Raw genomic sequence first — 26,984 nt, forward strand, 5'->3', positions numbered from 1 at the left:
CATACATGATTTATAGAAGGGAAGTGCGCCCAGATGATTGAAAAACGAAACACCATTAGAATGGAGCAGGCGAGAGAAGTATTATGTAACCAAATAACGCATCTTCCAGTTGAACGAAAGAACGTGACAGAGGCATTGAATCAAGTGTTACAAGAACCAATTTTTGCACCATTTCCTGCGCCGTATTTTCGCCGATCTGGTTACGATGGCTTTGCAATTACAGAAGCAGACGACGGGAATTATCCAATTACTTTACGAGTTGTCGCGGAAGTTCCATGTGGCGCAACCTACGACAAGCCACTCCAACCAGGCGAAACGGTTCGAATAATGACCGGAGCAAAAGTGCCAGACAATGCTTCAAAAATTATTATGCTAGAACAATCAAAAGAAGCTGACAATGAAAATGATATCGTGCTCATTAATACGCAACAATCTAGTAATATTACCGAAATCGGCGCAGAGTTTGCCAAAGGAGATTTACTGTTAAACCGCGGACACACGTTAAATGCAGGCTCGATAAGTTTGCTATCGTCATTTGGTATTCACGAAGTACAAGTAATCCGAAAGCCAAAAGTAGCAATTTTATCTACAGGTAGTGAACTTGTTCCAGCTGGAAATCCGCTTCCAGATGGTAAAATCTATAATAGCAATCAGCCGTTACTCGAAAACTTACTGAAGGTGCATCATGCGGAAATTTGTGCGGCCGAGCAACTGCCAGACAATTACGAAGACACAAAAAAACGATTGCTTGAACTGACCGAAATAGCGGATTTAATTGTCACAACTGGCGGCGTTTCCGTAGGCGATTTTGACTTTATGGCTGATATAGCTAAACAAGAAGCAGAATTACTTTTTAATAAAATTCAAATGCGACCAGGGAGTCCGACGACCGGGATGTGGCTGAATAAGACACTTATCGTCGCGCTTTCCGGCAACCCTGGTGCATGTTTTACAGGCTTTTATTTATTAGTGGAACCAGTCTTAGCCACTTTAATGGGAAAAGATACGACCGCGACGACTCAAGTACGCGCAAAAATGGCGAGTGATTATACGAAAAATAATGGCTATGACCGTTTCTTACGAGGAACTTATCGTTTATCAGACGAAGGGGAATATTTGGTCGAACTGGTTGGAAGTGATATGTCGAGTGCGCTCGGAAACCTTCATTTAACTACCTGTTTATTTAAAATCCCGCGCGGTCAAGTCGGGAAATTAAAAGGAGAAGAGGTCGAAGCATGGCTACTATCCTCCAAATAATCGGTTTTAAAAATAGCGGAAAAACAACCTTGCTTAATGCATTAATTCGCGCATGCCGCACAGAAAACTACACGGTTTCAGCGATTAAACACGATGCGCATGATTTCTCCATCGACCACGCTGGAACGGATTCCTACTCTTTTCAAGAAAATGGTGCCGAGGCGGTTATCATTGCGAACTCCCGGCAACATGCAGTCATGGAGCAGACGGGCATTGACTTAAAAACAGCCATCCAAAAGCTTCCCAATACAGATCTTATTTTGGTGGAAGGCTACAAAGAAGGCCCATTTCCCAAAATCATTTTAATTCGTGAAAAAGCAGAAATTGAACATTTAAAAAATACTAAAGCCGTCCATAAAATCGCCACCCATAACCCGGCGTTAAAAGAAGAAGCGATTTTTATTGGAGAGGAACAAGCTTTAAACGTATTTGCGGAAAAGCTAATCAAGGAGTTTTTACAATGAAATATGTAGCTTTACAACACGAAAAAATCGAAATCGGCCTACTTTCTGAGAAGTTAATCAATAAAAATCACGGTGGTATTAACCTGTTTGTTGGCACCATTCGCGAATGGACTGGCGACATCCAAACCGAAGAAATTCGCTATACGTCCTACGAAGAAATGGCACTCAAAGAATTAAACAAGTTAGCCACAGAAGTAGAAGCGAAATGGGGCGCAGATGTCGTTATCGTTCACCGGTTAGGGCTGTTGCAAATAACCGACGTTGCTGTATTTATCGGCGTATCAACACCACACCGGGCTGCTTGCTACGAGGGTTCCAGATATATTATTGAACACTTAAAAGAACGGGTACCAATATGGAAAGAAGAAAAAGATGTCGATAAAACAAGGTGGGGTGGCATAGATGCTGACAACAGTTAAATTCTTCGCTTTTTTAGCCGAGAAAACAAATCAAACAGAAGTAAAATTGAATTTACAGCAATGCCAAACAGTTGGCGAGGTTCGTGAAGTCATTAGTAGTGAGTTTCCCGAAATAGCCATAGATTTGGCGACATGTATGCTGGCCGTCAATATGGAGTTTCAACACGACGGGGACCTTTTACCAGAAGAAATAACTGAAATAGCTGTCATTCCGCCAGTTAGCGGTGGATAAGGAGGATATCAGATGGAAAAAGACGATTTAACCCATTTCAATGAGGAAAAACGTGCAAAAATGGTCGATGTCACAAGTAAATCAGAAACGAAACGCCGTGCAATTGCCAGAGCAACGATACATATGAATGAAGAAACATTAGCGCGAATCCATGCTGGTAAAATGGCTAAAGGAGACGTTCTGGCCGTTGCACAAGTGGCTGGTATCATGGCAGCGAAAAAAACAAGCGAACTCATCCCGATGTGCCACCCGATTATGACGACCAAAGCGGATATTTCTTTTGAAGATGACGGGGAAACGGCGCTAACTATCACATCGGAAGTCGTAACGGTTGGAAAAACGGGTGTAGAAATGGAAGCTCTCACCGCAGTCACGATTGCCGCGTTAACCATTTATGATATGTGTAAAGCAATGGATAAAGGAATGAAAATAGAAAAAACCTATTTAGTGGAGAAAACTGGCGGGAAAAGCGGGACATTTAAAGCAGAAGCGTAACTATTTTGTAGGATAGGAGTTTTGTTTTATGCAATTATTAAAGGATAAATTTGGGCGGGTACACGATTATATTCGCATTTCAGTAACAGATCGGTGCAATTTAAGGTGTGTGTATTGTATGCCCGAAGAAGGCCTGACATTTTTGCCTCATGAAAAAGTACTATCCAAAGATGAAATTGTCAGTTTTATGGAATTAATGGTGAAATTTGGCATCAAAAAAGTGCGCATCACTGGCGGAGAGCCATTACTTAGAACCGATATCGTGGAAATTGTTCGCGGACTTGGAGCGATTCCTGAAATAGAAGATATTTCGATTACAACCAATGCGATGTATTTGGCGAAAAAAGCAGAAGCATTGAAAGAAGCTGGGCTGACAAGGGTTAACATTAGTTTGGATTCCTTACACGCAGACCGTTTTCAAGCGATTACACGTGGAGGCCGTTTACAAAAAGTGCTCGATGGCATTCAAAAAGCAGAAGAAGTTGGGCTATTTCCAATTAAGCTTAATGTTGTTCTGATTAAAGGGCAAAACGATGACGAAATAACTGATTTCCTGAAGTTTACAAAAGATAAAGACATAAATATTCGCTTCATTGAATATATGCCAATTGGCCACGCCGGCACGAGTTGGAAAGAAAAGTATTTGCCACTCGATACGATTTTTGAAGCCTGTGATGAAGCTGGCTATGAATATGAACGAGTTGACTCAATCCGCGGCAATGGTCCTTCCGAAAATTTTCGTATAAAAGGGGCAAAAGGGACATTCGGTGTCATTCACCCAGTTAGTGCTCATTTTTGCGATAGCTGCAACCGACTCAGACTGACGGCGGACGGCTATATTAAAGCTTGTTTATACTGGGATGAAGAAATGAATATTCGGCCCTTTATCCATGAGCCGGTGAAACTGATGCAACTCGTGCAAAAAGCGATTGATAACAAACCGGAAAATCATGAAATGGCGTTAAAATTACAAGATGAAGTGCAGTCTAATAAACCAACTTGGCGTCGTATGAGCCAAATTGGGGGATAAATAAAAGATCCGGCCGCGAATGTGGCCGGATCTTTTATTTTTGTCGTTCAGCAATTAAATGAGGTAATTCTGGGATAATCAATTTTTGAACCGCGAGCTGGCAAGCATTACTTGACCCGGGTAATGCAAAAAGCAGTAAGCCACTTTCTGAAAAACCAGCGAATGCACGAGATACCATCGCACGACTACCAACTTCCTCGTAACTGAGCATGCGAAAAATCTCGCCAAACCCGGGGATTTCTTGCTGAATCGTTGCGAATAATGCTTCATAAGTAACGTCGCGTTTAGCAATTCCCGTGCCACCATTTGTGATGAGGCAAAACGATCCGTTAGCTGTTAATTCATTTATTTTTTGCTGAATGAGTGTAACATCGTCAGGAACGACAACCCGCGAAATCACTTCATGTCCAGCGGTTTCTAAGGCAGATTGAATCAGTTGACCACTAGTATCCGTATCCAAATTTCTTGTATCACTAATCGTTAAAATACTACAAGGTACCTTGATAAACGTTTTTTGCTCCATAATTGCCTCCTTTAGTTGAAAAATAAGTGATATATTTTCTTTGCTTCTGTTATATTTTCTGTCCCATGGAGCAAAACTCGCCCATTTTTAAAGATAACAAATTGGAACTTTTCGTAATTGAAACTGAGTAAAGCAGGATTTTCTTTGTACGTAATTTTTCGTTCTGTTAGCAGTTGTTTGATTTCGCGGTAATTGCTTTTATTTGGCAATCGAAATTGTACTGTATCCCGTCCACAAAGGGCAACCGTTTGCTCGGAAAAAGGGACTTCTGAAAGTGTTTTCCCAGTTGTGCAACTAGGGCAATCGGGGCGCTTTTTGATTTCAAGCGACCGGAAAGTAAATTGCCAATTATCTAGTTGGTAGTATGTATTTGCAGCAAAATCAGGTTTTAAAATCATTTGTGTAAGTAAGGAAACTTGCATGCCAGCAACGATTGGAATCAGCGCACCATCGACACCAATAACATCGCAACTTGCCGCATTTGTTTGAGGAATATCACCAAGTAAACAGTGCAAACAAGCGGAATCAGGCGGAATAATCGGCATAAGATTAGCATAATTACCGGCACAAGAAGTGAAAATCCACGGAATTTGATGAATAAAACAGAACTGGTTCAAAAATTCGCGTGTCATAAAATTATCGGTACAATCGAGTATGTAATCGATGTTCCCGACATAAGGAGTTAAACTTGTCACGTTTGCATCATCAACCATATATTCGATTTCAATATCACTATTAATCATTCGTAATGCTTTAGACGCGGCATACGCTTTTGCTTGTTTGTCTAACGCATCTTGTTCCGTGAAAAGTGATTGGCGTTGCAAGTTACTTAGTTCCACATAGTCACGATCAATTAAAATTAACTTTCCAAAACCTATTCGCGCGCAAATTTCAGCGGCATAGGAGCCAATCGCCCCAACACCAACAATCAAAATCGTTTTCGTGAGCAATTTTTCTTGACCGGCTTTTCCGATGTTTTTAACGCGCATCTGTCTATCATAACGCTCCAAGTTTTCCACCTTCTTTCCAGTTTTATTTTACCAGAAAAATATGTAGAGCGCTTACTTGTAGGGTTTTAGTTTATTCTTGAAATCTTGGTACGGCATCTTTATAATGAAAGAAAAAACTAGAGGTGCTAACTATGAAACAGCGCGTAGAAACAGAAAAATTTTATCCGGCTTATCCAGTTTTTGTATTAACATATTTGAATGAGGTTGGAGAACCGCAAATGTCAACGGGGTCATCATCGTACACACTAGGAGATAGTATCGTTATCGGCGTATCTGCAGAAAGTAATGCTAGCAAACATATATACGCTGGCCAAAAATTTGCCGTGAATTTTCCAAACACAGAGCAGTTAGGACTAATTGAACAAGGCGGATTCTCGTCAGGAAAGCGCAACGATAAAATAAAAGTTCATCAAATCGAATTAACCAAAAGTAATAACGGGGGAGTAGCTTACATTGATGCGTGTCCGATTGTTCTTGAGTGCACCGTAACTCAAACAGTTTCAGACGCGGACTATCATACAATCTTTGCTAAAATCAATACACGACTATTTGAAAAAAATTTGCTGGATTCAGATGGTCATTTTATTCACGAAGAACTCGATTTAGTTCTGTTCTCAGGCGATGCTAATGAACGTAAATTCAGGCAACTGGCAACAAAAACAGAAAAAGTTGGCGGTCATTCATAAAGATAAAAATCCCCGCAGGATATTGCTTCCTGCGGGGATTTATTCATTTTAACCAAATACGTCCACATCTGGTGGCAAGTAAGATGGATTTTCTTTATTAATATGATCATAAAACATAATACCGTTCAAATGATCGATTTCGTGTTGAATTACAATCGCTGGATAATCTTTAAAACGCAATTTAAGCGGTGTACCATTTTCGTCAAATGCATCGATTGTCACACGTTCACTACGCACGACGTAACCAGGAACTTCGCGGTCAACAGAAAGGCAACCTTCACCACCGGAAAGACAAGCTTGTTGTACAGAGTGACTGCGGATTTTTGGATTATAAAGCACATAACTATAAAGACGATCTTTTTCATCATGTACATGAATAGCTAGGAATCGTTTGGTTACAGCGAGTTGTGGAGCTGCAATTCCAACGCCACCACGTAAACCATATTTTTCCGCCAACTCTTCATCTTGACTGTTAATTAGGAATTCAAGCATATCACGTCCTAATTTTTTTTCTTCATCTGAAAGCGGGAAAGTCACTTCAGTCGCAACTTCTCGAAGCGCCGGATGACCTTCTCGTACAATATCGTCCATTGTAAGCATGATTTGATTCTCTCCTGTTCTTTTAATAACTTACCTTTATTTTAACAAAAGAACGAAAAAAATGGAATGAAAGATTACTGTTCAAGAAAAAAAGGGTAGTTTAATAGGCCTAAAGACATATTTGTTAAAAAAGAGAAAGTTTTAAAGGCGAACGATAATCTTTTTTTGTTCTATAATGTTCGTATAAAACAAATGATGAAAAATTTTATATGTTTGTGAATTCACAAACTAGATGATTTTATCGAAAATAAATTTGAAACAGGTGTGATAATGCGAGAGTTGGAATATTATATAACAGTTTGTTTCTGTTTCATCTTTTTTTAATACAGAAGTGGAAAGCGAATGATTTAAGTAATAATGCCATTGTAAGCGATAAAATAAATAGAGATTAACTTATTGACTTCATAATCGGGGTAGTGTAAATTAAGAGAGAAGATTAGTGTATTAATAAAATTCTTGTTTTCAATTAAAACAGAAATCACTTTTTGAATAAAAGGAAAGTTCCTATTTTTTATGAAACATTGTGAAAGAATGAATGTTTTTTCACAAGCCCTTCTAAAACTCATGTTTTCAATGAGGGTTTTGTGGTAATAACTGGAGAGGCTGCGTAATTAGTTGATAGGGATTTAGAAAAAAGCTTCCGGAATCTGCTTCTTTCTATAGAATAACTTTTCTTTTTACTACGCTATTATAATTAATACACAATCAGGATGGCGGTTTTAAATGAATCCATTTAGACAGGTAGATGACCGGACGAGCGTTACATGAAACGCATACCTAACTAATGACGAATTTGAAACTGTACAATGTGAATGACGAAAGGGTGGATACGAAATGGCTTCTAAAACAAAGAAGGCTATTATCGACGTAAAGAAACAATTTGAGGCTGTTCATAAACAATTTGAATTAGTTCAAATTTTGAATGAAAAAGGAGAAATCGTTAATCCAGATTTAATGCCGGATTTAACTGATGATCAATTAGTAGAATTAATGACTCGCATGGTTTGGACTCGTGTACTTGACCAACGTTCTATCTCACTTAACCGTCAAGGACGTCTAGGTTTCTATGCTCCAACTGCTGGACAAGAAGCTTCTCAACTTGCAAGCCACTATGCGCTTGAAAAACATGACTATATTCTTCCGGGTTACCGTGATGTGCCACAACTTATCTGGCACGGACTTCCACTTACAAAAGCGTTCTTGTTCTCTCGTGGACATTTTGTAGGTAACCAATTCCCTGAAGATTTAAATGTATTATCACCACAAATCATCATCGGTGCACAAATTGTTCAAGCTGCCGGTGTTGCTCTAGGTCTTAAAAAACGTAAAAAAGATGCTGTTGTAATCACTTATACAGGTGATGGCGGTTCTTCCCAAGGTGACTTCTATGAAGGAATGAACTTTGCGGGTGCTTACCATGCTCCAGCGATTTTCGTAGTACAAAACAACAAATTCGCGATTTCTACACCTCGTGAAAAACAATCAGCTGCTGAAACATTAGCTCAAAAAGCAGTTGCAGCCGGAATCCCAGGCGTACAAGTAGACGGAATGGATCCACTTGCAGTATATGCTGTAACTAAATTCGCTCGTGAACGTGCAGTTGCTGGTGAAGGCCCAACATTAATCGAAACTATGACTTACCGTTATGGTCCACATACACTTTCTGGTGATGATCCAACTCGTTACCGTACAAAAGAACTTGACGGTGAATGGGAACTTAAAGATCCAATCGTTCGCTTCCGTACTTTCTTAGAAGCTAAAGGACTTTGGAACGAAGAAAAAGAAAATGCTGTTATCGATCAAGCAAAAGAAGAAATTAAAGTAGCTATTAAAGAAGCAGACGCTACACCAAAACAAACAGTGACTGATCTTCTTAAAAATATGTACGAAACACCAACTGCTCCTATCAAAGAGCAACTGGCAATCTATGAAGCGAAGGAGTCGAAATAATCATGGCGCAAAAAACAATGATTCAAGCGATTACAGATGCGCTTGCAGTAGAACTTGAAAAAGACGAAAACGTATTAGTTTTTGGGGAAGACGTTGGTAAAAATGGCGGCGTATTCCGTGCAACAGAAGGTTTACAAGAAAAATTCGGCGAAGAGCGTGTATTCGATACTCCTTTAGCTGAATCTGGTATTGGCGGTCTTGCTATCGGTCTTGCACTTGAAGGCTTCCGTCCAGTTCCTGAAATTCAATTCTTTGGTTTCGTATTTGAAGTAATGGATTCCGTTGCTGGTCAAATGGCTCGTATGCGTTACCGTACAGGCGGAACTCGTAATGCTCCAATCACAATTCGCGCACCATTTGGTGGTGGCGTTCATACACCAGAAATGCACGCGGATAACTTAGAAGGCTTAATGGCTCAATCTCCTGGTTTAAAAGTGGTAATTCCATCCACTCCATACGATGCAAAAGGTCTTTTAATCTCAGCTATTCGTGATAACGACCCAGTTATCTTCCTAGAACATATGAAATTATACCGTTCTTTCCGTGAAGAAGTTCCAGAAGGCGAATACACAGTAGAAATTGGTAAAGCAGCTGTTCGTCGTGAAGGTACAGATGTTTCTATCATCACTTACGGTGCAATGGTACAAGAATCTATGAAAGCAGCAGAAGCTCTTGAAAAAGAAGGCGTATCTGTTGAAGTTATCGATTTACGTACAATTAGCCCAATTGATGTAGATACAATCATTGCTTCCGTTAAGAAAACAAACCGTGCTGTAGTTGTTCAAGAAGCACAAAAACAAGCTGGTATTGCAGCTAATATCGTTGCTGAAATTAACGATCATGCAATCCTTTCTCTAGAAGCTCCAGTTATGCGTGTTGCTGCTCCAGATAGCGTATTCCCGTTCTCTCAAGCAGAAACAGTTTGGTTACCTAATCACAACGATATCATCGAACGTGTAAAAGAAGTTATCGCATTTTAATTTATAATAACCGTTTTAAAACTTATGGGGAGTTTTAGAAGGTGAAAGAAATATTTTTATACTAAGGTTCAGTTTATCTGGACCTTAGAAATTACAGGAGGCTTAATAAAATGGCATATTCATTTAAATTACCGGATATCGGTGAAGGTATCCATGAAGGTGAAATCGTTAAATGGTTTGTACAACCAGGCGATAAGATTGAAGAAGATGAGTCCCTATTTGAAGTGCAAAACGACAAATCAGTGGAAGAAATCACTTCTCCAGTTTCAGGAACAATTAAAGAAATCAAAGTTGCAGAAGGTACAGTTGCTACAGTTGGACAAGTACTAGTAACATTTGATGGCGTAGAAGGTCACGAAGACGACGCTGAAGAAGAAAGCGCAGCACCAAAAGCAGAATCCACAGAATCAACTCCGGCACCGGCTCAAGCTAGCGGAAAAGGAATCTTTGAATTCAAATTACCAGATATCGGTGAAGGAATTCATGAAGGCGAAATTGTTAAATGGTTTATTCAACCGGGCGATAAAGTAGAAGAAGATCAGTCCATTTTTGAAGTACAAAACGACAAATCTGTCGAAGAAATTACTTCACCAGTAGATGGAACTGTTAAAGATATTTTAGTTAGCGAAGGAACAGTAGCGACAGTTGGTCAAGTATTAGTAACATTCGAAGGTGATTTTGAAGGAGAAGCAAGCCACGAATCAACTCCAGAATCTCCAGCAGAAGACGCTGCACTTGCTAACAACGATGCAACTTCCGCACCAGCAACAGGTGGAAACGGAACTCCATCATCTAAAAAAGATCCTAATGGCCTTGTAATTGCAATGCCTTCTGTACGTAAATATGCTCGTGAAAAAGGCGTTAATATCGCTGAAGTAGCAGGCTCTGGTAAAAACAACCGTGTAATCAAAGCAGATATCGATGCTTTCCTAAACGGCGAACAACCAGCTGCAGCAACAACTGCTCAAACAGAAGAAAAAGCATCTGCACCAAAAGCAGAAAAAGCTGCTGCAAAACAACCAGTTGCAAGCTCCGATGCTTACCCAGAAACACGCGAAAAATTAACACCAACTCGTCGTGCGATTGCAAAAGCAATGGTAAACTCGAAACATACAGCTCCACACGTTACTTTAATGGACGAAATCGAAGTAACTGCACTTATGGCTCACCGCAAACGTTTCAAAGAAGTGGCTGCCGAAAAAGGTATCAAACTTACTTTCTTACCTTATATGGTGAAAGCTCTTGTTGCAACGCTTCGTGACTTCCCAGTGCTTAACACAACTTTAGACGATGCAACTGAAGAACTTGTTTACAAACATTACTTCAACGTTGGTATCGCAGCAGATACAGATCACGGTTTATACGTACCAGTAATTAAAAATGCTGACAAAAAATCCGTATTCCAAATTTCTGATGAAATCAACGAACTAGCTGGAAAAGCACGTGATGGTAAATTAACAGCTGACGAAATGCGCCACGGTTCCGCAACTATTTCTAATATCGGTTCTGCCGGCGGACAATGGTTCACTCCAGTAATTAATTACCCAGAAGTTGCTATCCTAGGTGTTGGTCGTATTGCACAAAAACCTATCGTAAAAGATGGCGAAATTGTTGCAGCACCAGTACTAGCTCTTTCCTTAAGCTTTGACCACCGTGTAATTGACGGCGCAACAGCTCAAAAAGCAATGAACAATATTAAACGTTTATTAAACGATCCAGAATTATTACTAATGGAGGTGTAACAAAATGGTAGTAGGCGATTTTCCAGAAGAAAGAGACACCATAGTCATCGGTGCAGGCCCAGGTGGGTATGTAGCCGCAATCCGAGCTGCACAACTCGGACAAAAAGTTACCATTATTGAAAAAGAATATTACGGCGGCGTGTGCTTAAACGTTGGATGTATTCCTTCTAAAGCACTTATCACAATTGGTCACCGTTTTAAAGAAGCTGGACACTCTGATAACATGGGTATTACAGCGGACAACGTGAACCTAGATTTCACAAAAGCACAAGAATGGAAAGGCGGCGTAGTTAACAAGCTTACATCAGGTGTTAAAGGCCTTCTTAAGAAAAATAAAGTAGAAATGTTAGAAGGAGAAGCGTTCTTCGTGGATGATCATTCCTTGCGTGTGATTCACCCTGATTCCGCTCAAACTTATACATTCAACAACGTTATCATTGCAACAGGATCTCGTCCAATCGAAATCCCAGGTTTCAAATATGGTAAACGTGTATTAAGCTCAACTGGTGCACTTGCACTAACAGAAGTTCCGAAAAAATTAGTCGTAATTGGCGGCGGATATATCGGAACAGAACTAGGTGGAGCATTCGCTAACCTTGGTACAGAACTAACTATCCTTGAGGGTGGTCCAGAAATCTTACCAACTTACGAAAAAGATATGGTTTCCCTAGTTAAACGTAATCTGAAAAGCAAAAACGTTGAAATGGTTACTAAAGCACTTGCAAAATCTGCGGAAGAAACTGAAAACGGCGTTAAAGTAACTTATGAAGCTAATGGTGAAACAAAAACTATCGAAGCTGATTATGTTTTAGTAACAGTAGGTCGTCGTCCCAATACAGACGAAATCGGTTTAGAACAAGCTGGCGTTAAAGTAACAGAACGCGGTTTAGTAGAAGTTGACAAACAAGGTCGCTCGAACGTTTCTAACATTTTCGCAATTGGTGACATCGTTCCTGGTGTTCCTCTAGCTCACAAAGCTAGCTATGAAGCAAAAATCGCTGCTGAAGCAATTGCTGGTGAAAAATCCGAAAACGACTATACAGCACTTCCAGCTGTTGTTTTCAGTGATCCAGAACTTGCAACAGTTGGCTTAACAGAAAAAGAAGCAAAAGAAAAAGGCTTTGATGTAAAAGCTGCTAAATTCCCATTCGGTGGTAACGGTCGTGCGCTTTCTTTAGATGCACCTGAAGGATTTGTTCGTCTAGTTACTCGTAAAGAAGATGGCCTAGTTATCGGCGCACAAGTTGCCGGAATGAACGCTTCTGATATTATTTCAGAAATCGGCTTAGCAATCGAATCAGGTATTACAGCTGAAGACATCGCGCTTACTATTCACGCTCACCCATCACTTGGAGAGCTTACAATGGAAGCAGCTGAACTTGCTTTAGGTCGCCCAATTCACATGTAATCAACAATAAGCGAAAATATCCATTACGGGTATTTTCGCTTTTTATTTCTCGTTAAAAGTGTACATTTTCACAAAAATAATTTTTAGTTCATTTTTTGAAATATTTAAAGTACCCGTTTTAGAAAAAAAGGAGTATAATGTAACAAGTGAACGTAACAAGTCAAATCTAATTGAATCAGGTGAAAAAATGGAGAAACAAACAGCAACTTGGAAGAAAGCTCTATTTTGGTTTGCGTATGTAGTAGCAGGAATTTGTTTTTTATTGACGATTATAGCCTTTGGAGTAGGGTTCTTTCATCATATGCATGATACAGGTGGATGGCGCTCGGTTATTCAAATTCTCGAAACTCCAATCACAGGCTTTATAAAAATGACTGGTGGCTATATCGGTAAAGGAATTTTAGAAGTAATTATTCTTATTATCGTCAGCTATGTACTACCGATTTTCTTTTGTTTTGCAACGCATTATTTAAAAGTGAAACGACGTAAAATGGCTTAAAATAACATTATTTTGTAAAAAGCAAAGCGAATGAGCGATGCTTTTTATTTATGTGGTCAAGTTATTTTATTTTTGCCTCCGAAGCATGCTAAAATAACAGTAGAAGACTTGATGAGGAGGAGATCTACAATGCCATCTAAGAAGAAAAAAATTGTCGTTATCGGCAGAAGCAATTTACAAAATCTCTATATTCATACAGTTCTTTTAAAAAAGCTACCAGCCGAGATATACTTAATAGATGATCAAGCGAAAACGAGTGTGCAAGATTTTGACTATGCGAGCTATTATCACGCAACAGCCACAATCCATACAGGAACTTTCAATGATTGTCGCAACGCTGATATTGTTGTATTTTTCCAAGAAGAAATGTCAAATGCTTCATTTTCAACTGAAGATAATGTCGCGCTAATCAAAGAAAAAGTGAAGAAAATGATGGCGACAGGTTTCCAAGGAATTGTTTTAGTCGCAACCGCGGAAAGCAATGTAGTAGCCTCATTAATTAAACGTTTTTCTGGTTTGCCCGCAAATCAAATTATCACACTTGGCACCATGCTTGCCACTTCTTATTTTCAAGTAGAAATTGCTAAATTATTTAAAATTAGCCCGAAAAATGTTCACGGGTATATCATTGGCGACAATGCGCACGATGTCATTCCCGTTTGGAGTAGGGCCTTTCTTGGCGGCAAGCCAATTTTAAGCTATTTAGCCGAAGAACAAAAACGAATCACATCAGAGGATTTACAAAATTTAACGAAAATGATGACAAAAATTCCCGATTTCCCGTTTGAAAATAAAGATGGCTGTACTTTCCGTTTCAGTACCGTAACTGTTCTTGCCGAATTAACCGAAGTCATTTTGCGAGATGAAGCGAGAGTTCTAACAGTTGGCGTTGAAGTGAAAGAAGCGTACGGCCTGGAACAACCAGTTTTTATTAGCGTTCCGGCTGTGATTGGGGCAGAAGGAGTCAGGGAATTACTCGAGTTAAATTTATCCGATGATGAACAAAAAGAATTAAAGCAAATCGCCACAAAAACCACCGAGAAATTGGACGTATTGCAACTTAACAAAGGAGGGATTAGTTAATGGAATACAGTTATCCACTAAATCCAGACTGGACAACCGAAGAAATGACGATTGTTGTACAATTTTTAGAAGCTATCGAACGAGCATATGAAAAAGGCATTGATACGCAAGAACTCAAAGAAAAGTACCGCGCGTTTAAACAAGTAGTACCTGCCAAAGGGGAAGAAAAACGTATCGGAATGGACTTTGAAAAAGCGAGCGGATATTCAGCTTACAGAGTCATGCAGCTCGTGAAAAACGCGACAACAAGCAAAATAAAAATGCAACCGTAATTAAGAGGAGGAAATTTTTGATGGATATTAGTCAAATTAAAGCAGAAGTAGTAACACCGGAAGTAGGAATACACGTAGGGGAAGCGTCCGCACCAGTCAAAGTGATGTCATTCGTTAACTTACGTTGCCCATTCTGTAGAGAGTGGAACGAAAAATCCCAAGACGTTCTAACAGAATATATTCAAGCTGGAAAAATCGAATTAATCATTAAACCATTTGATAAAGAAAAAGAATCTTTACAACGTGGCAATGTAACGCACCGTTACTTAGATTATTCAAAACCTGTAGAAACGCGCGAAACAATTAATAAAATCTATAGCACGCAAGATGAATGGGGTAGCCTGTCACTTTCAGAAGTAGCTACTTATATGGAAACAAAATTAGGATTAACCGAACAAGATAACAAAGCAGCATCAGAGAAAATTATTGCTGAAGCAAACGCGGCAAATGTTGTATTTGTACCAACTGTTATTGTTGGTGAACATATTTTTGATGAGCATATCAGCCCAGAAGAATTACGTGCGTTACTTGACGGCGAACTGGCTAAATAAAAAAAGCGAATGTATTGTCCTAAAATTTTAGGCAATACATTCGTTTTTTGATTAGATTTAAAAGAATTTCCTACGCCAGAATACAATCGCAAGTGCTCCGGCAATTCCGAAAGCAAAACCAAGCGTAAGCATCCAAGCCATCGGTGTGTCCATAAACGGTAATTTTACGTTCATGCCGTAAAAACTAAACACCATCGTCGGAATCGTCAAGATAATGGTAAAAGAAGTAAGGAATTTCATCACGATATTCATATTGTTCGAGATAATTGAAGCATAAGCATCCATCATCCCGCTCAAAATATTCGAGTGAACTTCCGCCATTTCGATACCTTGACGATTTTCAATAATAACATCTTCTAATAAGTCTTGATCTTCCTCGTACATTTTAACGATATTTTGGCGCATCATTTTATCCAGTACGACTTTGTTTGATTTAAGGGCTGTAACAAAGTAAACCAAACTTTTTTCAATCCCCATTAAATCATAAAGTTGTTTATTTTTCATGGATTCATGTAATTCTTTTTCGATTTCATCTGTTTGGCGATTCAAGCGTTTTAAGTGACGCAAGAACGTAGTCGAAATCATGTATAAAATTTGCAAAGCGAACCGTGTTTTCATATGTGTATAAAAACCTTTAATCCGGTTTCGAATAAATGACTGTACAATAGAAGAATCAATCGTACAAATCGTAATAAAATAGTCTTTTGTAATAATTATCCCCATCGGAATGGTTTCAAATGAAGCGTAATGAATATCATCTTCATCAACTACCGGAAAGTCACAGACAATTAAAACGGAATCCGAGTCGTCATCGCGTTCAATCCGGGCACTTTCATCTTTATCTAGTGGATCTTCTAAGAACTCCAAAGGAATTTCATAGTTATCGGCAATTTTATTTATTTCTTCTGAAGTAGGGGCAACGATATTAATCCAACAATTGCGGGTCACTTCTTCTAATTCAATTAATTTGCCAGTTTCATCTGATTTGAAAATTTGATGCATGCTTTTTACCTCCTTTTTTAACAGGTAAATTTCACGCGGTTAGAGTTTCGTTCCCGTGAAAAATCACCTGTATGAATACTTCGATGTGGACCAGGGTCACTTGCTGTTTGCTGCTCCTTTTTCACGTTCCTCAACTCCTTCAAACCATAGTAATTCACAACTCTACCATTATACCTAGATTATAGTCATTTGTACATCTTTTATTGAAGCGCAGCCTTATAGAGCGGAATTAGCTCATCTAGCACCATTTCAGCCTCTTTAATAAAGTCTTTACCTGGGGACAAATGATTATCGTCAGGTAGATAAATTTTCCCAACTAAAAATTCTCCTTTTTTCACATCGCGGAAACGTTCAAGCGTTGCCTCTAGTTGTCCGTCATGCACAGGATACGTTTTTTCTTCCGTATGATCTGGGGAAATGGCAAAGTTGTCCGGTAAGTCAGCCAGTAATTTCTTTTCTTTCAAAAAGCGATTGGCGATTTTGGCACTTTCTTCATTTTCATAAATAAAAGCGAGCCAGATAAATAAATAATTATCAAACAGCCCAACTTGGAAATGAGGGTGCTTTTTATAACCACGTTTATCATGGCAAATCGCAAGCCACGTGCTTTCTGGTGGATTAACCGAACGTCTTTGGTGACGAGCAATATGTAAAAACATTTCATCGCCAAGTTTGGCACTTAAATAAGTAGTCAATTCTTCCCCAACAGCTCTAAATTTCGGTTGAATATCATTTTGAATTCCGGCCATACGTGCATCAAGCCCAGGAATTTGCATTGTTTTAAAATCTTTCTTACTAAACCCTTTAAAAGTCATCTGTTTTCCTCCTAATTTTGCATATAGTTTCATTATACGGAAGTTAAGTTCTAAGTGAAAGAATCTTGTTCTATTCAGATAATTCATTTTTGTGATAAAATAAACAAAAAGAGTGCGAAGAGGTGTATGTATGGACAGCGAAAAAATAGATTATTTAGCAAGGTTATGGATTATGGAAGCCGCAGCAAAAATCAAACAATCATTTAAAGAAACATTAGATATTGATGTAAAATCCGGCCGAAACGATTTAGTAACCAATATGGACAAAGAAACAGAAGCTTTTTTTGTCAAACAAATTAAAGAACATTTTCCGGATCATCGTTTATTTGGTGAAGAAGGTATGGCGGCAGATGTAACGGATTTAAATGGCGTTGTTTGGATTCTTGATCCGATTGACGGAACGCTTAATTTTGTCGAACAGCAGCGAGATTTTGCGATTTCTCTTGCCGTTTATGAAGACGGAGTAGGGCGACTTGCTTATATTTATGATGTATCGCGTGACGAACTATACTTCGGGGAAAAAGGAAAGGGAGCCACAGTAAATGGCAGAACAATTCCTAAACTAGATCCAACTGTTGATCTCGAAGACACATTATTAATTGCTAATTTGAGCGTAACACGAAAATTCCCAACGATGTGGGAAGCAGTAAAAGCATCCCGCGGCTTGCGTTTACACGGAGCAGCCTCGCTTGAATATATGGATGTAGCCACGGGACGAGCGGGTGCATACCTTTCAGCAAATCTAGCTCCATGGGACATCGCGGCTGGAAAAATTATCGTCGAAGAATTAGGTGGAATTGTCACTAGAATAAATGGTGAAAAAATCAATATGCTAGAAAAAGGAAGTTCGATTGTAGCCGCACCGAAAATTCATCAAACCTTATTAGATAACTACCTGCCTTAAAGAAAGCGCTCAACATAAAAAAAGTTATTTTCAGAAAATAAAAATCGTGCCAAATCCGCCTAGCTATGCTATAATAGGTAAGTTGATTTAAACGAGACGATAGCGACGGAGGAAAATAAATCTATTTTCCTCTTTCTTTTGGCTAATCTTCACGATAAATGTTTGGATTTTTAATTTAGGAGGAAACAAGATTGAATTTAAGAAATGATATTCGTAATGTAGCAATTATTGCCCACGTTGACCATGGTAAAACAACACTAGTAGACCAATTATTACGCCAGTCAGGCACATTCCGCGACAATGAAACAGTTGCAGAACGCGCAATGGACAACAATGATTTAGAAAGAGAACGCGGAATTACAATTTTAGCGAAAAATACAGCGATTAAGTATGAAGATACTCGCGTAAACATCATGGATACACCTGGACACGCCGATTTCGGTGGAGAAGTAGAACGTATCATGAAAATGGTTGATGGTGTTCTTTTAGTAGTGGACGCGTATGAAGGTACTATGCCTCAAACACGTTTTGTACTAAAAAAAGCACTAGAACAAAACCTAACACCAATCGTTGTAGTAAACAAAATTGACCGTGACTTTGCTCGCCCAGAAGAAGTTGTTGATGAAGTATTAGAATTATTCATCGAACTTGGTGCGAACGACGATCAATTAGAATTCCCAGTTGTTTATGCTTCTGCAATCAACGGAACTTCAAGCTATGATTCCGATCCAGCAGAACAAAAAGAAACAATGAAACCACTTTTAGATACTATTATCGAACATATTCCAGCTCCAGTTGATAATAGCGACGAACCATTACAATTCCAAGTTTCATTACTTGATTATAATGACTATGTAGGTCGTATCGGTATTGGCCGTGTATTCCGCGGAACAATGCACGTAGGACAAACAGTTGCTTTAATTAAACTTGATGGCACAGTAAAACAATTCCGTGTAACGAAAATGTTCGGTTTCTTCGGACTAAAACGTGACGAAATTAAAGAAGCAAAAGCTGGTGATTTAGTTGCACTAGCAGGTATGGAAGACATCTTCGTTGGTGAAACAGTAACACCATTTGACCACCAAGAAGCACTTCCACTATTACGTATCGATGAGCCAACACTACAAATGACTTTTGTAACAAATAACAGTCCTTTCGCAGGTCGTGAAGGTAAACACGTAACAAGCCGTAAAATTGAAGAACGCTTACTAGCAGAACTTCAAACAGACGTATCCTTACGCGTAGAACCAACAGCTTCCCCAGATGCATGGGTAGTTTCAGGTCGTGGTGAGCTTCATTTATCTATCCTGATTGAAACAATGCGTCGCGAAGGTTATGAATTACAAGTTTCTAAACCAGAAGTAATCATCCGTGAAATTGATGGAGTGAAATGTGAACCAGTAGAAGACGTTCAAATTGATACTCCAGAAGAATTCATGGGTTCTGTAATTGAATCTATCAGCCAACGTAAAGGCGAAATGAAAAACATGATTAACGACGGCAACGGCCAAGTTCGTTTACAATTCATGGTTCCAGCTCGTGGATTAATCGGTTATACAACTGATTTCCTTTCGATGACTCGTGGTTATGGTATTATCAACCATACATTCGATAGCTACCAACCAATCCAAAAAGGACGCGTTGGTGGACGTAGCCGTGGTGTTCTTGTATCCATGGAAACAGGTAAATCTACTACTTACGGAACAATGCAAGTAGAAGACCGTGGTACTATTTTCATCGAACCTGGTACTGATATTTACGAAGGTATGATCGTTGGGGAAAACAATCGTGAAGGCGATATCGCTGTAAACATTGTAAAAGCAAAACAAATGACTAACATTCGTTCTGCTAACAAAGACCAAACAAACGTAATCAAAAAACCTCGTCACTTATCACTAGAAGAATCATTAGAATTCCTAAACGAAGATGAGTACTGTGAAGTAACTCCAGAATCCATCCGTTTACGTAAAAAAATTCTAAACAAAAACGAACGTGAAAAAGCAGCAAAACGTTCAAAAACTGCTGAATAAGTAACTTTCAATAAAGCCAAATAGTTTTTAAGAGATGTAAAAATCTTTAAAAACTATTTGGTTTTTTTATGCTTTATTTTGCTAGAAAAGGGAATAAAATAATATATTTGTAACACTATTGTAATATGAATAGCTATTTGGTATATTAGAAGTAAGTAGAAAAGGTGGTTAGTATGATGAAAAAACGTATAATTATTCTCGCAGTATTAGTGGTACTTCTTATCGGAGGCGTTGTAGTCGGTGTTTATGCAAATGGAAACTCTGCAAAAGACAACGAAACCAAAACAACAGCTAAAAAAACCACATCTACACCTAAGAAAACAACTGACACGAAGAAAGCCGAACCAACAAAAGATTCCGTAACAGATGATAAAGGCGTAGTAACTAAAGGAAGCTCAGATGTAGAAAAAAATGCACCTGCAAAAAGTAACGGTAATAGTAATGATAGTGGTAGTTCGACAGATACATCGACACCAGCCTTTTCATTATCTGCCACAGGATTCAAAACATCTAATGTATCTTCTGTTTTAGGTGGTACAGTCACAACAACTTATTTATCAAGTTCTCCTTCATTTGAAAAAATCTTTGAGTATTTAACAATTGAAGTTAATCAATACAAAGTAGAACATGTTGTTGGAGCTAATAAATCCGTAAGTGCTAGTAATCCAGAAAGTTATTTAGCAAACAAAAATGGCTATGTTATCACGCTAGACATCTCCATTAAAAATACGTCTTCTAAAGACAAAATGTACAAAGCAGACCAAATTACACTAGTTGGAGCCAATGAATTCGTTGGAGGAAGCCTAGATAATTTTGTTCCTTCTAATTTCCATCTTATTGGAAGTAAAGCAGATCCAAACATTTTCACTGCTGGAAAAACAGCTCGTGGACTACTAACTTTCACAATGACAGAAGATGTGTACAACGATTTAGCAGCTGACTCAAAAATCGGCGTTCCAAATCCTGACAAATTCGATGCAAGCGTTTCTGCCTCTAACGCAGGCGATGACGTTGTTGCTAGCTTCCCAGTAAAATAAAAAAATCCGCCCATTCAACGGGCGGATTTTTTTATTTTGCATTACCTTCTATTAAGTTCTTTAACTCACTATTCGACATTACTACTGGTTTATGAAAATTGAAATGGCCAGAATTAACGCGACTGATAGTATTAATAGCTACTCGATGTTCACATTCAGGACATAAATACATTCTAATTGGTTTGTTACGTAATTGCTTTGTTTTAAATTCGCGATTGTCTAGCTCATCTACACGCTCGCATAGGATACATTTTGCATTCAATTTATCTTCACCTCACACAAGTATTATAGCATGATTATCAAAAAAGGGGAGTAAAAGTGAATTTTTCAAAAATTTTAGTTCAATCGTGCTTGCGTGGCTTATAAATTATGCTATACTATTATTATCTAGTATTAACTTTTACTTGAGGTTTTCCTTAAGATGAAAATAAAGCGCTATTCTTGGCGTATGATAGGGGGTTTCTGTGATGGCAAACAAAAAGATAGATCACAGAGAAGAGGCAGTCGAGCTTTTAAAACAAGACGCGAAACGAATCTTACAGTTGATTAAAGTCCAAATGGATAATCTAACATTACCACAATGTCCAGCATATGAGGAAGTTCTTGATACACAAATGTATGGTTTATCACGCGAAATTAACTTTGCAACCCGCCTAGGATTAATCGAACCAGAAGAAGGCAAGAAATTAATGTCTACACTGGAAAAAGAATTGTCCGCTTTACATGAACTGTCCATGAGTAAAAAATAATGAATTAATTGAAAAGATGTCTGATTTTTTCTGGCATCTTTTTTTGTTTGGTAGGGAAAAGGCTGAAAAATGAGCCAAAAGGAGGAGGATATTCTTCTTTTCATTTGAAGGTCTTTTCCTTTATAATAGGAAGAATAGAAAATAAGATGGGATAGTAACTTCTCAGGGATTGGAAGATGCCGATGTTTAAACGAATTTTAAAATCTTATGATTATGCATTTATTGCGGTGTTTATCGTGCTATGTTTATTTGGGCTAATTATGATTTATAGTGCCAGCTGGTCTTTAGCAATTGGTAAAGGCTTACCAGCAGATTATTTTTATGCACGTCAAGTAAAGAACTTTATAATTAGTTTTATTTTCTTTATTCTTTTTGCTCTTTTACCTTTTAAAGTTTATCAAAATAATAAAGTGTTAATGTTAATTGTATTTGGTTCTATTGGTGTTTTGTTGCTAATTTTCTTAGTTGGTAAAACAGTAAACAATGCAAATAGTTGGCTTGTTGTAGGGCCGCGCTCACTGCAACCAGGGGAGTTTGCGAAGTTAGCTGTTATTATTTATATGTCAGCAATTTATGCGAAGAAACAAAGTTATATTGATGATTTTAACCGTGGTGTTTTACCGCCAATATTCTATTTAGCCTTTGTATGTTTCTTAATTGCGATTCAACCAGATACTGGGACGGCATTTATTATATTCTTAGTTGGTTGTTGTATTATTATTGCTTCTGGAATGCGGCTCCGAACGATTATGAAATTAATCGGGATTGGGCTGGGCGTTATTGTTGGTCTTAGCCTCATTTTGTTTGCTTTACCGGATAATATCAGAAATGAAATTGTTTCTCCAACAAAAGTAGCTCGGATTACGACTTTTATGAACCCGTTTGAATATGCGGATAAGGAAGGGCATCAATTGATTAATTCCTTTTATGCAATAGGTTCAGGTGGTGTCTCTGGACAAGGGCTTGGAGAAAGTGTGCAAAAGTTAGGTTACTTACCTGAAGCGCATACCGATTTTATCATCGCTGTAGTGGCAGAAGAATTGGGTGTGTTCGGGGTGATGTTTATTATTTTAGCGCTGTTCTTCATTATCTTTAAGACAATCACGACCGGGCTCAGGGCGAAGGATCCGTTTGCCTCGTTAATGTGTTATGGTATTGCGAGTTTAATTGCGATTCAAGCATTTATTAATTTGGGTGGTGCAAGTGGACTTATTCCGCTGACTGGGGTAACGCTTCCGTTTATTAGTTACGGTGGTTCGTCCTTAATGGTACTATCGATGATGCTTGGTATTGTGGCAAATATTTCGATGTTTACTAAATATCAACGTGTATATAAATCGGATGGCTCCAAACAAGAGCAACCTAAGCGACAAAGAAGACGATAAATTATGAAAGAAAAAGCTATTTAAGTAGCTTTTTCTTTTTTTGCTTAACCGCATGTTTTTGGCGTTTTATAGCCAGTTTATTCGTGTTTTCGATATTGTTTTAAATATTTAGAAAGAAAATAATTTACATCTGATGGTATTTAATACTATAATTGAATTTATATACCGTTTTACAGCCTAAAAAAAGGGATTGCTTTTAAAGTCTACATAATCGTTTCGTCCGTTTAGGCAACGTATCAAGTATAGAACAGATCAGTGTTGGTTAGGAGGAAAAAAATGAATCGAATTAAAAAAGTATTAGTAGCAAACCGCGGCGAGATTGCTATCCGTGTTATGCGTGCGTGTACTGAACTCAAAATCAAAACAGTGGCTATTTATTCACAAGAAGATACTGGAAGTTTTCACCGGTATAAATCAGATGAAGCTTATCTGGTTGGAGCAGGGAAAAAGCCTATTGATGCGTATCTAGATATCGAAAACATAATTGAAATTGCTAAAGAATCTGGTGCAGACGCGATTCATCCGGGATATGGTTTCTTGTCCGAAAACATTGAATTTGCTCGTCGTTGTGAGCAAGAAGGCATTATTTTCGTTGGTCCTAAATCTAAACACCTAGATATGTTTGGTGACAAAATCAAAGCAAAAGAACAAGCTCTATTAGCTGATATTCCAGTAATTCCGGGAAGTAATGGACCGGTTGCTGGTATTAAAGAAGTAGAAGAATTTGGCGAGAAAAACGGTTACCCATTAATGATTAAAGCTTCTCTTGGTGGCGGCGGTCGTGGTATGCGTGTTGTCGAATCAAAAGAACATGTCAAAGAAAGCTTTGAACGTGCATCCTCAGAAGCAAAAGCTGCATTCGGAAATGACGAAGTATATGTCGAAAAATGTGTCATGAATCCGAAACATATCGAAGTACAAATTCTTGGTGACACGCATGGTAACATCGTTCATTTATTCGAACGCGATTGTTCCATTCAACGTCGTCATCAAAAAGTAGTGGAAGTAGCTCCGTGTAATGCGATTACTTCTGAACTACGTAACCGTATTTGCGATGCTGCAGTGAAATTAATGAAAAACGTTGATTACATTAATGCTGGAACGGTTGAATTTTTAGTGGAAGGCGACGATTTCTACTTTATCGAAGTAAATCCTCGTGTCCAAGTTGAGCATACAATTACTGAAATGATTACAGGGATTGATATCGTTCAATCTCAATTATTTATTGCTGATGGCTATGCGCTTCATGATCAACTAGTTGCTATTCCTAAGCAAGAAGATATTCATATTCACGGTTCTGCTATTCAAAGCCGTATTACAACCGAAGATCCACTTAACAACTTTATGCCAGATACAGGTCGAGTAGATACGTATCGTTCCACAGGTGGATTTGGTGTTCGTTTGGATGCTGGTAACGGTTTCCAAGGAACAGTAGTTACACCGTTCTATGATTCTTTGCTTGTAAAATTATGTACTTGGGGAATGACATTTGAACAAGCTGCGCGCAAAATGCGTCGTAACTTAATTGAATTCCGTATCCGTGGTGTTAAAACGAATATTCCTTTCTTATTGAATGTAGTTCGTCATCCGGATTTCGCAAGTGGTAATTACAATACAAGCTTTATCGATACAACGCCAGAACTATTCAAATTCCCACATATCCGTGACCGTGGTACGAAAACACTACGTTATATCGGAAATGTAACTGTGAATGGCTTCCCGGGAATTAAGCATCGTGATAAACCTGTTTATGCAGAACCACGTTTGCCGAAAATTCCATACGGTTCGCAAATCGCTCCAGGAACAAAACAAATTTTGGATGCTAAAGGTCCTGAAGGCGTTGTTGACTGGGTGAAAAAACAAGAAGAAGTGCTCCTAACAGATACAACACTTCGGGATGCACATCAATCGCTACTTGCGACTCGTGTCCGTTCGAAAGATATTTTCCAAGTGGCAGATGCAATGGCTCATTTATTACCAAATATGTTTTCCTTTGAAATGTGGGGCGGTGCGACTTTTGACGTAGCATATCGCTTCCTAAATGAAGATCCTTGGGTGCGCCTAGAAACACTTAGAAAACAAATTCCAAACGTTATGTTCCAAATGTTACTTCGCGGAGCTAACGCTGTCGGTTATAAAAACTATCCAGACAATGTTATCCGTGAGTTCGTTAAGCAATCAGCACAATCCGGTGTCGATGTATTCCGCGTGTTTGACAGCTTAAACTGGATTAAAGGTATGGAAGTGTCCATTGATGCTGTTCGTGAAGCAGGCAAGGTCGTAGAGGCTGCTATCTGCTATACAGGAGATATCGATGACGACACAAGAACAAAATACACAATTGATTACTACAAAGATATGGCGAAAGAGTTAGTTGCTCAAGGTACGCATATCCTAGGAATTAAAGATATGGCTGGACTTCTAAAACCACAAGCGGCATATCGCCTAATTGGGGAATTAAAAGATACAGTAGATGTGCCAATTCACCTTCATACGCATGACACAAGCGGTAACGGTATTTATACTTACGCTGCAGCTGTCAGTGCCGGCGTTGACATTGTTGACGTAGCATCGAGCGCAATGAGTGGAGCAACAAGCCAACCAAGCATGACTGGTCTTTATTACGGATTAGTTAATGGTAACCGTCAAACGAATTTAGATGCGCAAAATTCCCAAATCATCAATCATTACTGGGAAGATGTTCGTCACTATTATAAAGACTTTGACAATGCGCTTAACTCACCACAAACCGAAGTATACATTCATGAAATGCCAGGCGGTCAATATACGAACCTTCAACAACAAGCAATTGCAGTTGGACTTGGGGATCGTTGGGACGAAGTAAAAGAAATGTATACAGTTGTAAATAAAATGTTCGGTGATATCGTTAAAGTAACACCTTCTTCCAAAGTTGTTGGCGACCTTGCACTATTTATGGTTCAAAATGAATTATCTGAAGAAGACGTATACGAAAAAGGCGATACCATTGATTTCCCAGATTCCGTTATCGAATTCTTTATGGGGGAAATTGGTCAACCGTACGGCGGCTTCCCAGAAAAACTTCAAAAACTAGTACTCAAAGGACGCACGCCACTTACAGATCGTCCAGGCGCTTTAATGGAGCCAGTTAACTTTGCTGATGTCAAAGCAGAATTAAAAGAAAAAATGGGTTATGAACCAACAGAAAAAGATGTCATTTCCTACATTTTATATCCAAAAGTGTTCCTAGATTATCAAGAAATGATTAACAAATATGGTGATGTAACAGTCCTTGATACACCAACATTCTATAAAGGTATGCGCTTAGGTGAAACCATTGAAGTAGAACTTGAAAAAGGGAAAATTCTTTTAATCAAGCTAAATTCAATCGGTGAACCAATTGCGGATGGAACACGTGTCATCTATTTTGAATTAAATGGACAACCGCGTGAGATTAACATCCAAGATATGAACGTTCAATCCACAGTTATTGCACGCCGTAAAATCGACACAACGAACCCTGAACACGTTGGAGCAACAATGACAGGTTCAGTCATTCAAGTAGTCGTGAAAAAAGGCGACTCTGTGAAAAAAGGTGATCCACTACTAATCACAGAAGCAATGAAAATGGAAACAACTATTCAAGCGCCATTCGATGGTGAAGTCAGCAGCATTTATGTGTCTGATGGCGATACAATCGAATCAGGTGATCTATTAATTGAAGTAAACAGAATTTAAAAAAACATAAATAATTAACGGGTGGGAATATGACGCTAATTTAAAGTAGCAAACTTTAAAAATCGAAAACTTAAACGGAGCAAAAATGACGTTTCTTTTCGAATTACTTAGCGCTATATTTACACCCGTTTTTTCTAAAAAAAG

27 protein-coding genes are annotated in these 26,984 nt (G+C 38.6%); 21 read left to right on the forward strand and 6 right to left on the reverse strand.

The window, feature by feature from the left end:
* Positions 1 to 33: 33 nt before the first annotated feature.
* Genes HCX62_RS03875 through moaA form a run of 6 tightly spaced genes read left to right on the forward strand, consistent with a single transcriptional unit; the run spans position 34 to position 3,897 of the window.
* Positions 34 to 1,257 (forward strand): molybdopterin molybdotransferase MoeA, encoded by a 1,224-nt coding sequence (locus HCX62_RS03875; RefSeq protein ID WP_185637093.1) that lies wholly within the window; start codon positions 34 to 36, stop codon positions 1,255 to 1,257.
* Positions 1,236 to 1,721 (forward strand): molybdopterin-guanine dinucleotide biosynthesis protein B, encoded by a 486-nt coding sequence (gene mobB, locus HCX62_RS03880; RefSeq protein ID WP_185637094.1) that lies wholly within the window; start codon positions 1,236 to 1,238, stop codon positions 1,719 to 1,721. The genes HCX62_RS03875 and mobB overlap by 22 nt, the downstream gene beginning before the upstream one ends.
* Positions 1,718 to 2,140, forward strand: coding sequence for a molybdenum cofactor biosynthesis protein MoaE (locus HCX62_RS03885; RefSeq protein WP_185637095.1), 423 nt, complete (start codon positions 1,718 to 1,720; stop codon positions 2,138 to 2,140). The genes mobB and HCX62_RS03885 overlap by 4 nt, the downstream gene beginning before the upstream one ends.
* Positions 2,124 to 2,372 (forward strand): molybdopterin converting factor subunit 1, encoded by a 249-nt coding sequence (moaD, locus tag HCX62_RS03890; RefSeq protein ID WP_185637096.1) that lies wholly within the window; start codon positions 2,124 to 2,126, stop codon positions 2,370 to 2,372. Before HCX62_RS03885 ends, moaD begins: the two co-directional genes overlap by 17 nt.
* A gap of 12 nt (positions 2,373 to 2,384) precedes the next feature.
* Positions 2,385 to 2,867 carry a cyclic pyranopterin monophosphate synthase MoaC gene (moaC, locus tag HCX62_RS03895; protein WP_185637097.1) on the forward strand — a complete coding sequence of 161 codons (483 nt, stop codon included), beginning with the start codon at positions 2,385 to 2,387 and terminating at the stop codon, positions 2,865 to 2,867.
* Positions 2,868 to 2,895: 28 nt separating this feature from the next.
* Positions 2,896 to 3,897 carry a GTP 3',8-cyclase MoaA gene (gene moaA / locus HCX62_RS03900; RefSeq protein ID WP_185637098.1) on the forward strand — a complete coding sequence of 334 codons (1,002 nt, stop codon included), beginning with the start codon at positions 2,896 to 2,898 and terminating at the stop codon, positions 3,895 to 3,897.
* A gap of 34 nt (positions 3,898 to 3,931) precedes the next feature.
* Here moaA and HCX62_RS03905 read toward each other — a convergent pair whose 3' ends face one another.
* Positions 3,932 to 4,420 carry a MogA/MoaB family molybdenum cofactor biosynthesis protein gene (locus HCX62_RS03905; protein WP_185637099.1) on the reverse strand — a complete coding sequence of 163 codons (489 nt, stop codon included), beginning with the start codon at positions 4,418 to 4,420 and terminating at the stop codon, positions 3,932 to 3,934.
* 11 nt (positions 4,421 to 4,431) lie between these two features.
* Entirely contained in the window at positions 4,432 to 5,430 is a 999-nt protein-coding gene (locus HCX62_RS03910) for a ThiF family adenylyltransferase (RefSeq protein WP_185637100.1), read from the reverse strand.
* 131 nt (positions 5,431 to 5,561) lie between these two features.
* On the opposite strand from HCX62_RS03910, the gene HCX62_RS03915 reads away from it, so the two are divergent.
* Entirely contained in the window at positions 5,562 to 6,116 is a 555-nt protein-coding gene (locus HCX62_RS03915) for a flavin reductase family protein (RefSeq protein ID WP_185637101.1), read from the forward strand.
* Positions 6,117 to 6,164: 48 nt separating this feature from the next.
* Here HCX62_RS03915 and def read toward each other — a convergent pair whose 3' ends face one another.
* A complete protein-coding gene (def, locus tag HCX62_RS03920) occupies positions 6,165 to 6,716 on the reverse strand; it encodes a peptide deformylase (protein WP_008947424.1) in 552 nt (183 codons plus the stop codon).
* Between the two features lie 834 nt (positions 6,717 to 7,550).
* On the opposite strand from def, the gene pdhA reads away from it, so the two are divergent.
* The 8 genes from pdhA to HCX62_RS03960 all read left to right on the forward strand — a co-directional run bounded on the left by pdhA (position 7,551) and on the right by HCX62_RS03960 (position 15,201).
* Positions 7,551 to 8,666 carry a pyruvate dehydrogenase (acetyl-transferring) E1 component subunit alpha gene (pdhA, locus tag HCX62_RS03925; RefSeq protein ID WP_185502559.1) on the forward strand — a complete coding sequence of 372 codons (1,116 nt, stop codon included), beginning with the start codon at positions 7,551 to 7,553 and terminating at the stop codon, positions 8,664 to 8,666.
* A gap of 2 nt (positions 8,667 to 8,668) precedes the next feature.
* Positions 8,669 to 9,646, forward strand: coding sequence for an alpha-ketoacid dehydrogenase subunit beta (locus HCX62_RS03930; protein ID WP_185637102.1), 978 nt, complete (start codon positions 8,669 to 8,671; stop codon positions 9,644 to 9,646).
* A 110-nt stretch (positions 9,647 to 9,756) separates the two neighbouring features.
* Positions 9,757 to 11,388, forward strand: coding sequence for a dihydrolipoyllysine-residue acetyltransferase (locus tag HCX62_RS03935; protein ID WP_185529562.1), 1,632 nt, complete (start codon positions 9,757 to 9,759; stop codon positions 11,386 to 11,388).
* 4 nt (positions 11,389 to 11,392) lie between these two features.
* Positions 11,393 to 12,796, forward strand: coding sequence for a dihydrolipoyl dehydrogenase (lpdA, locus tag HCX62_RS03940; RefSeq protein WP_003722682.1), 1,404 nt, complete (start codon positions 11,393 to 11,395; stop codon positions 12,794 to 12,796).
* A gap of 187 nt (positions 12,797 to 12,983) precedes the next feature.
* Positions 12,984 to 13,295, forward strand: coding sequence for a hypothetical protein (locus tag HCX62_RS03945; RefSeq protein ID WP_185637103.1), 312 nt, complete (start codon positions 12,984 to 12,986; stop codon positions 13,293 to 13,295).
* Between the two features lie 129 nt (positions 13,296 to 13,424).
* A complete protein-coding gene (locus tag HCX62_RS03950) occupies positions 13,425 to 14,378 on the forward strand; it encodes a Rossmann-fold NAD(P)-binding domain-containing protein (protein ID WP_185637104.1) in 954 nt (317 codons plus the stop codon).
* A complete protein-coding gene (locus tag HCX62_RS03955) occupies positions 14,378 to 14,650 on the forward strand; it encodes a UPF0223 family protein (RefSeq protein WP_185637105.1) in 273 nt (90 codons plus the stop codon). The genes HCX62_RS03950 and HCX62_RS03955 overlap by 1 nt, the downstream gene beginning before the upstream one ends.
* Before the next feature lie 20 nt (positions 14,651 to 14,670).
* Complete coding sequence (locus HCX62_RS03960; protein ID WP_185637106.1) at positions 14,671 to 15,201, forward strand: DsbA family protein; 531 nt, start codon at positions 14,671 to 14,673, stop codon at positions 15,199 to 15,201.
* 57 nt (positions 15,202 to 15,258) lie between these two features.
* Here HCX62_RS03960 and HCX62_RS03965 read toward each other — a convergent pair whose 3' ends face one another.
* Positions 15,259 to 16,203 carry a magnesium transporter CorA family protein gene (locus HCX62_RS03965; RefSeq protein ID WP_008947437.1) on the reverse strand — a complete coding sequence of 315 codons (945 nt, stop codon included), beginning with the start codon at positions 16,201 to 16,203 and terminating at the stop codon, positions 15,259 to 15,261.
* A gap of 200 nt (positions 16,204 to 16,403) precedes the next feature.
* Positions 16,404 to 17,018, reverse strand: a complete 615-nt coding sequence (locus tag HCX62_RS03970) for a YktB family protein (protein ID WP_185575525.1) — start codon at positions 17,016 to 17,018, stop codon at positions 16,404 to 16,406.
* Positions 17,019 to 17,148: 130 nt separating this feature from the next.
* Here HCX62_RS03970 and HCX62_RS03975 point away from each other — a divergent pair, with 130 nt between their 5' ends.
* The 3 genes from HCX62_RS03975 to HCX62_RS03985 all read left to right on the forward strand — a co-directional run bounded on the left by HCX62_RS03975 (position 17,149) and on the right by HCX62_RS03985 (position 20,989).
* Positions 17,149 to 17,922, forward strand: a complete 774-nt coding sequence (locus HCX62_RS03975; protein WP_185637107.1) for an inositol monophosphatase family protein — start codon at positions 17,149 to 17,151, stop codon at positions 17,920 to 17,922.
* Between the two features lie 191 nt (positions 17,923 to 18,113).
* Positions 18,114 to 19,952, forward strand: coding sequence for a translational GTPase TypA (typA, locus tag HCX62_RS03980; protein ID WP_003722695.1), 1,839 nt, complete (start codon positions 18,114 to 18,116; stop codon positions 19,950 to 19,952).
* Between the two features lie 176 nt (positions 19,953 to 20,128).
* Entirely contained in the window at positions 20,129 to 20,989 is an 861-nt protein-coding gene (locus tag HCX62_RS03985) for a DUF5068 domain-containing protein (protein ID WP_230906304.1), read from the forward strand.
* A 31-nt stretch (positions 20,990 to 21,020) separates the two neighbouring features.
* Here the strand turns inward: HCX62_RS03985 and HCX62_RS03990 are convergent, their stop codons facing one another.
* Positions 21,021 to 21,251: a YlaI family protein gene (locus tag HCX62_RS03990; protein ID WP_185637109.1), complete on the reverse strand. Its 231-nt coding sequence runs from the start codon at positions 21,249 to 21,251 to the stop codon at positions 21,021 to 21,023.
* Between the two features lie 205 nt (positions 21,252 to 21,456).
* On the opposite strand from HCX62_RS03990, the gene HCX62_RS03995 reads away from it, so the two are divergent.
* The 3 genes from HCX62_RS03995 to HCX62_RS04005 all read left to right on the forward strand — a co-directional run bounded on the left by HCX62_RS03995 (position 21,457) and on the right by HCX62_RS04005 (position 26,840).
* Positions 21,457 to 21,738 (forward strand): Fpa/YlaN family protein, encoded by a 282-nt coding sequence (locus tag HCX62_RS03995; RefSeq protein ID WP_008947443.1) that lies wholly within the window; start codon positions 21,457 to 21,459, stop codon positions 21,736 to 21,738.
* A 182-nt stretch (positions 21,739 to 21,920) separates the two neighbouring features.
* On the forward strand, positions 21,921 to 23,123 hold the full coding sequence (locus HCX62_RS04000) for an FtsW/RodA/SpoVE family cell cycle protein (RefSeq protein WP_185637110.1): 1,203 nt from the start codon (positions 21,921 to 21,923) through the stop codon (positions 23,121 to 23,123).
* Between the two features lie 276 nt (positions 23,124 to 23,399).
* A complete protein-coding gene (locus HCX62_RS04005; protein WP_185637111.1) occupies positions 23,400 to 26,840 on the forward strand; it encodes a pyruvate carboxylase in 3,441 nt (1,146 codons plus the stop codon).
* Positions 26,841 to 26,984: the final 144 nt, after the last annotated feature.

Origin of the sequence: Listeria swaminathanii (genome assembly GCF_014229645.1) — a bacterium.
GTDB classification, from domain to species: domain Bacteria; phylum Bacillota; class Bacilli; order Lactobacillales; family Listeriaceae; genus Listeria; species Listeria swaminathanii.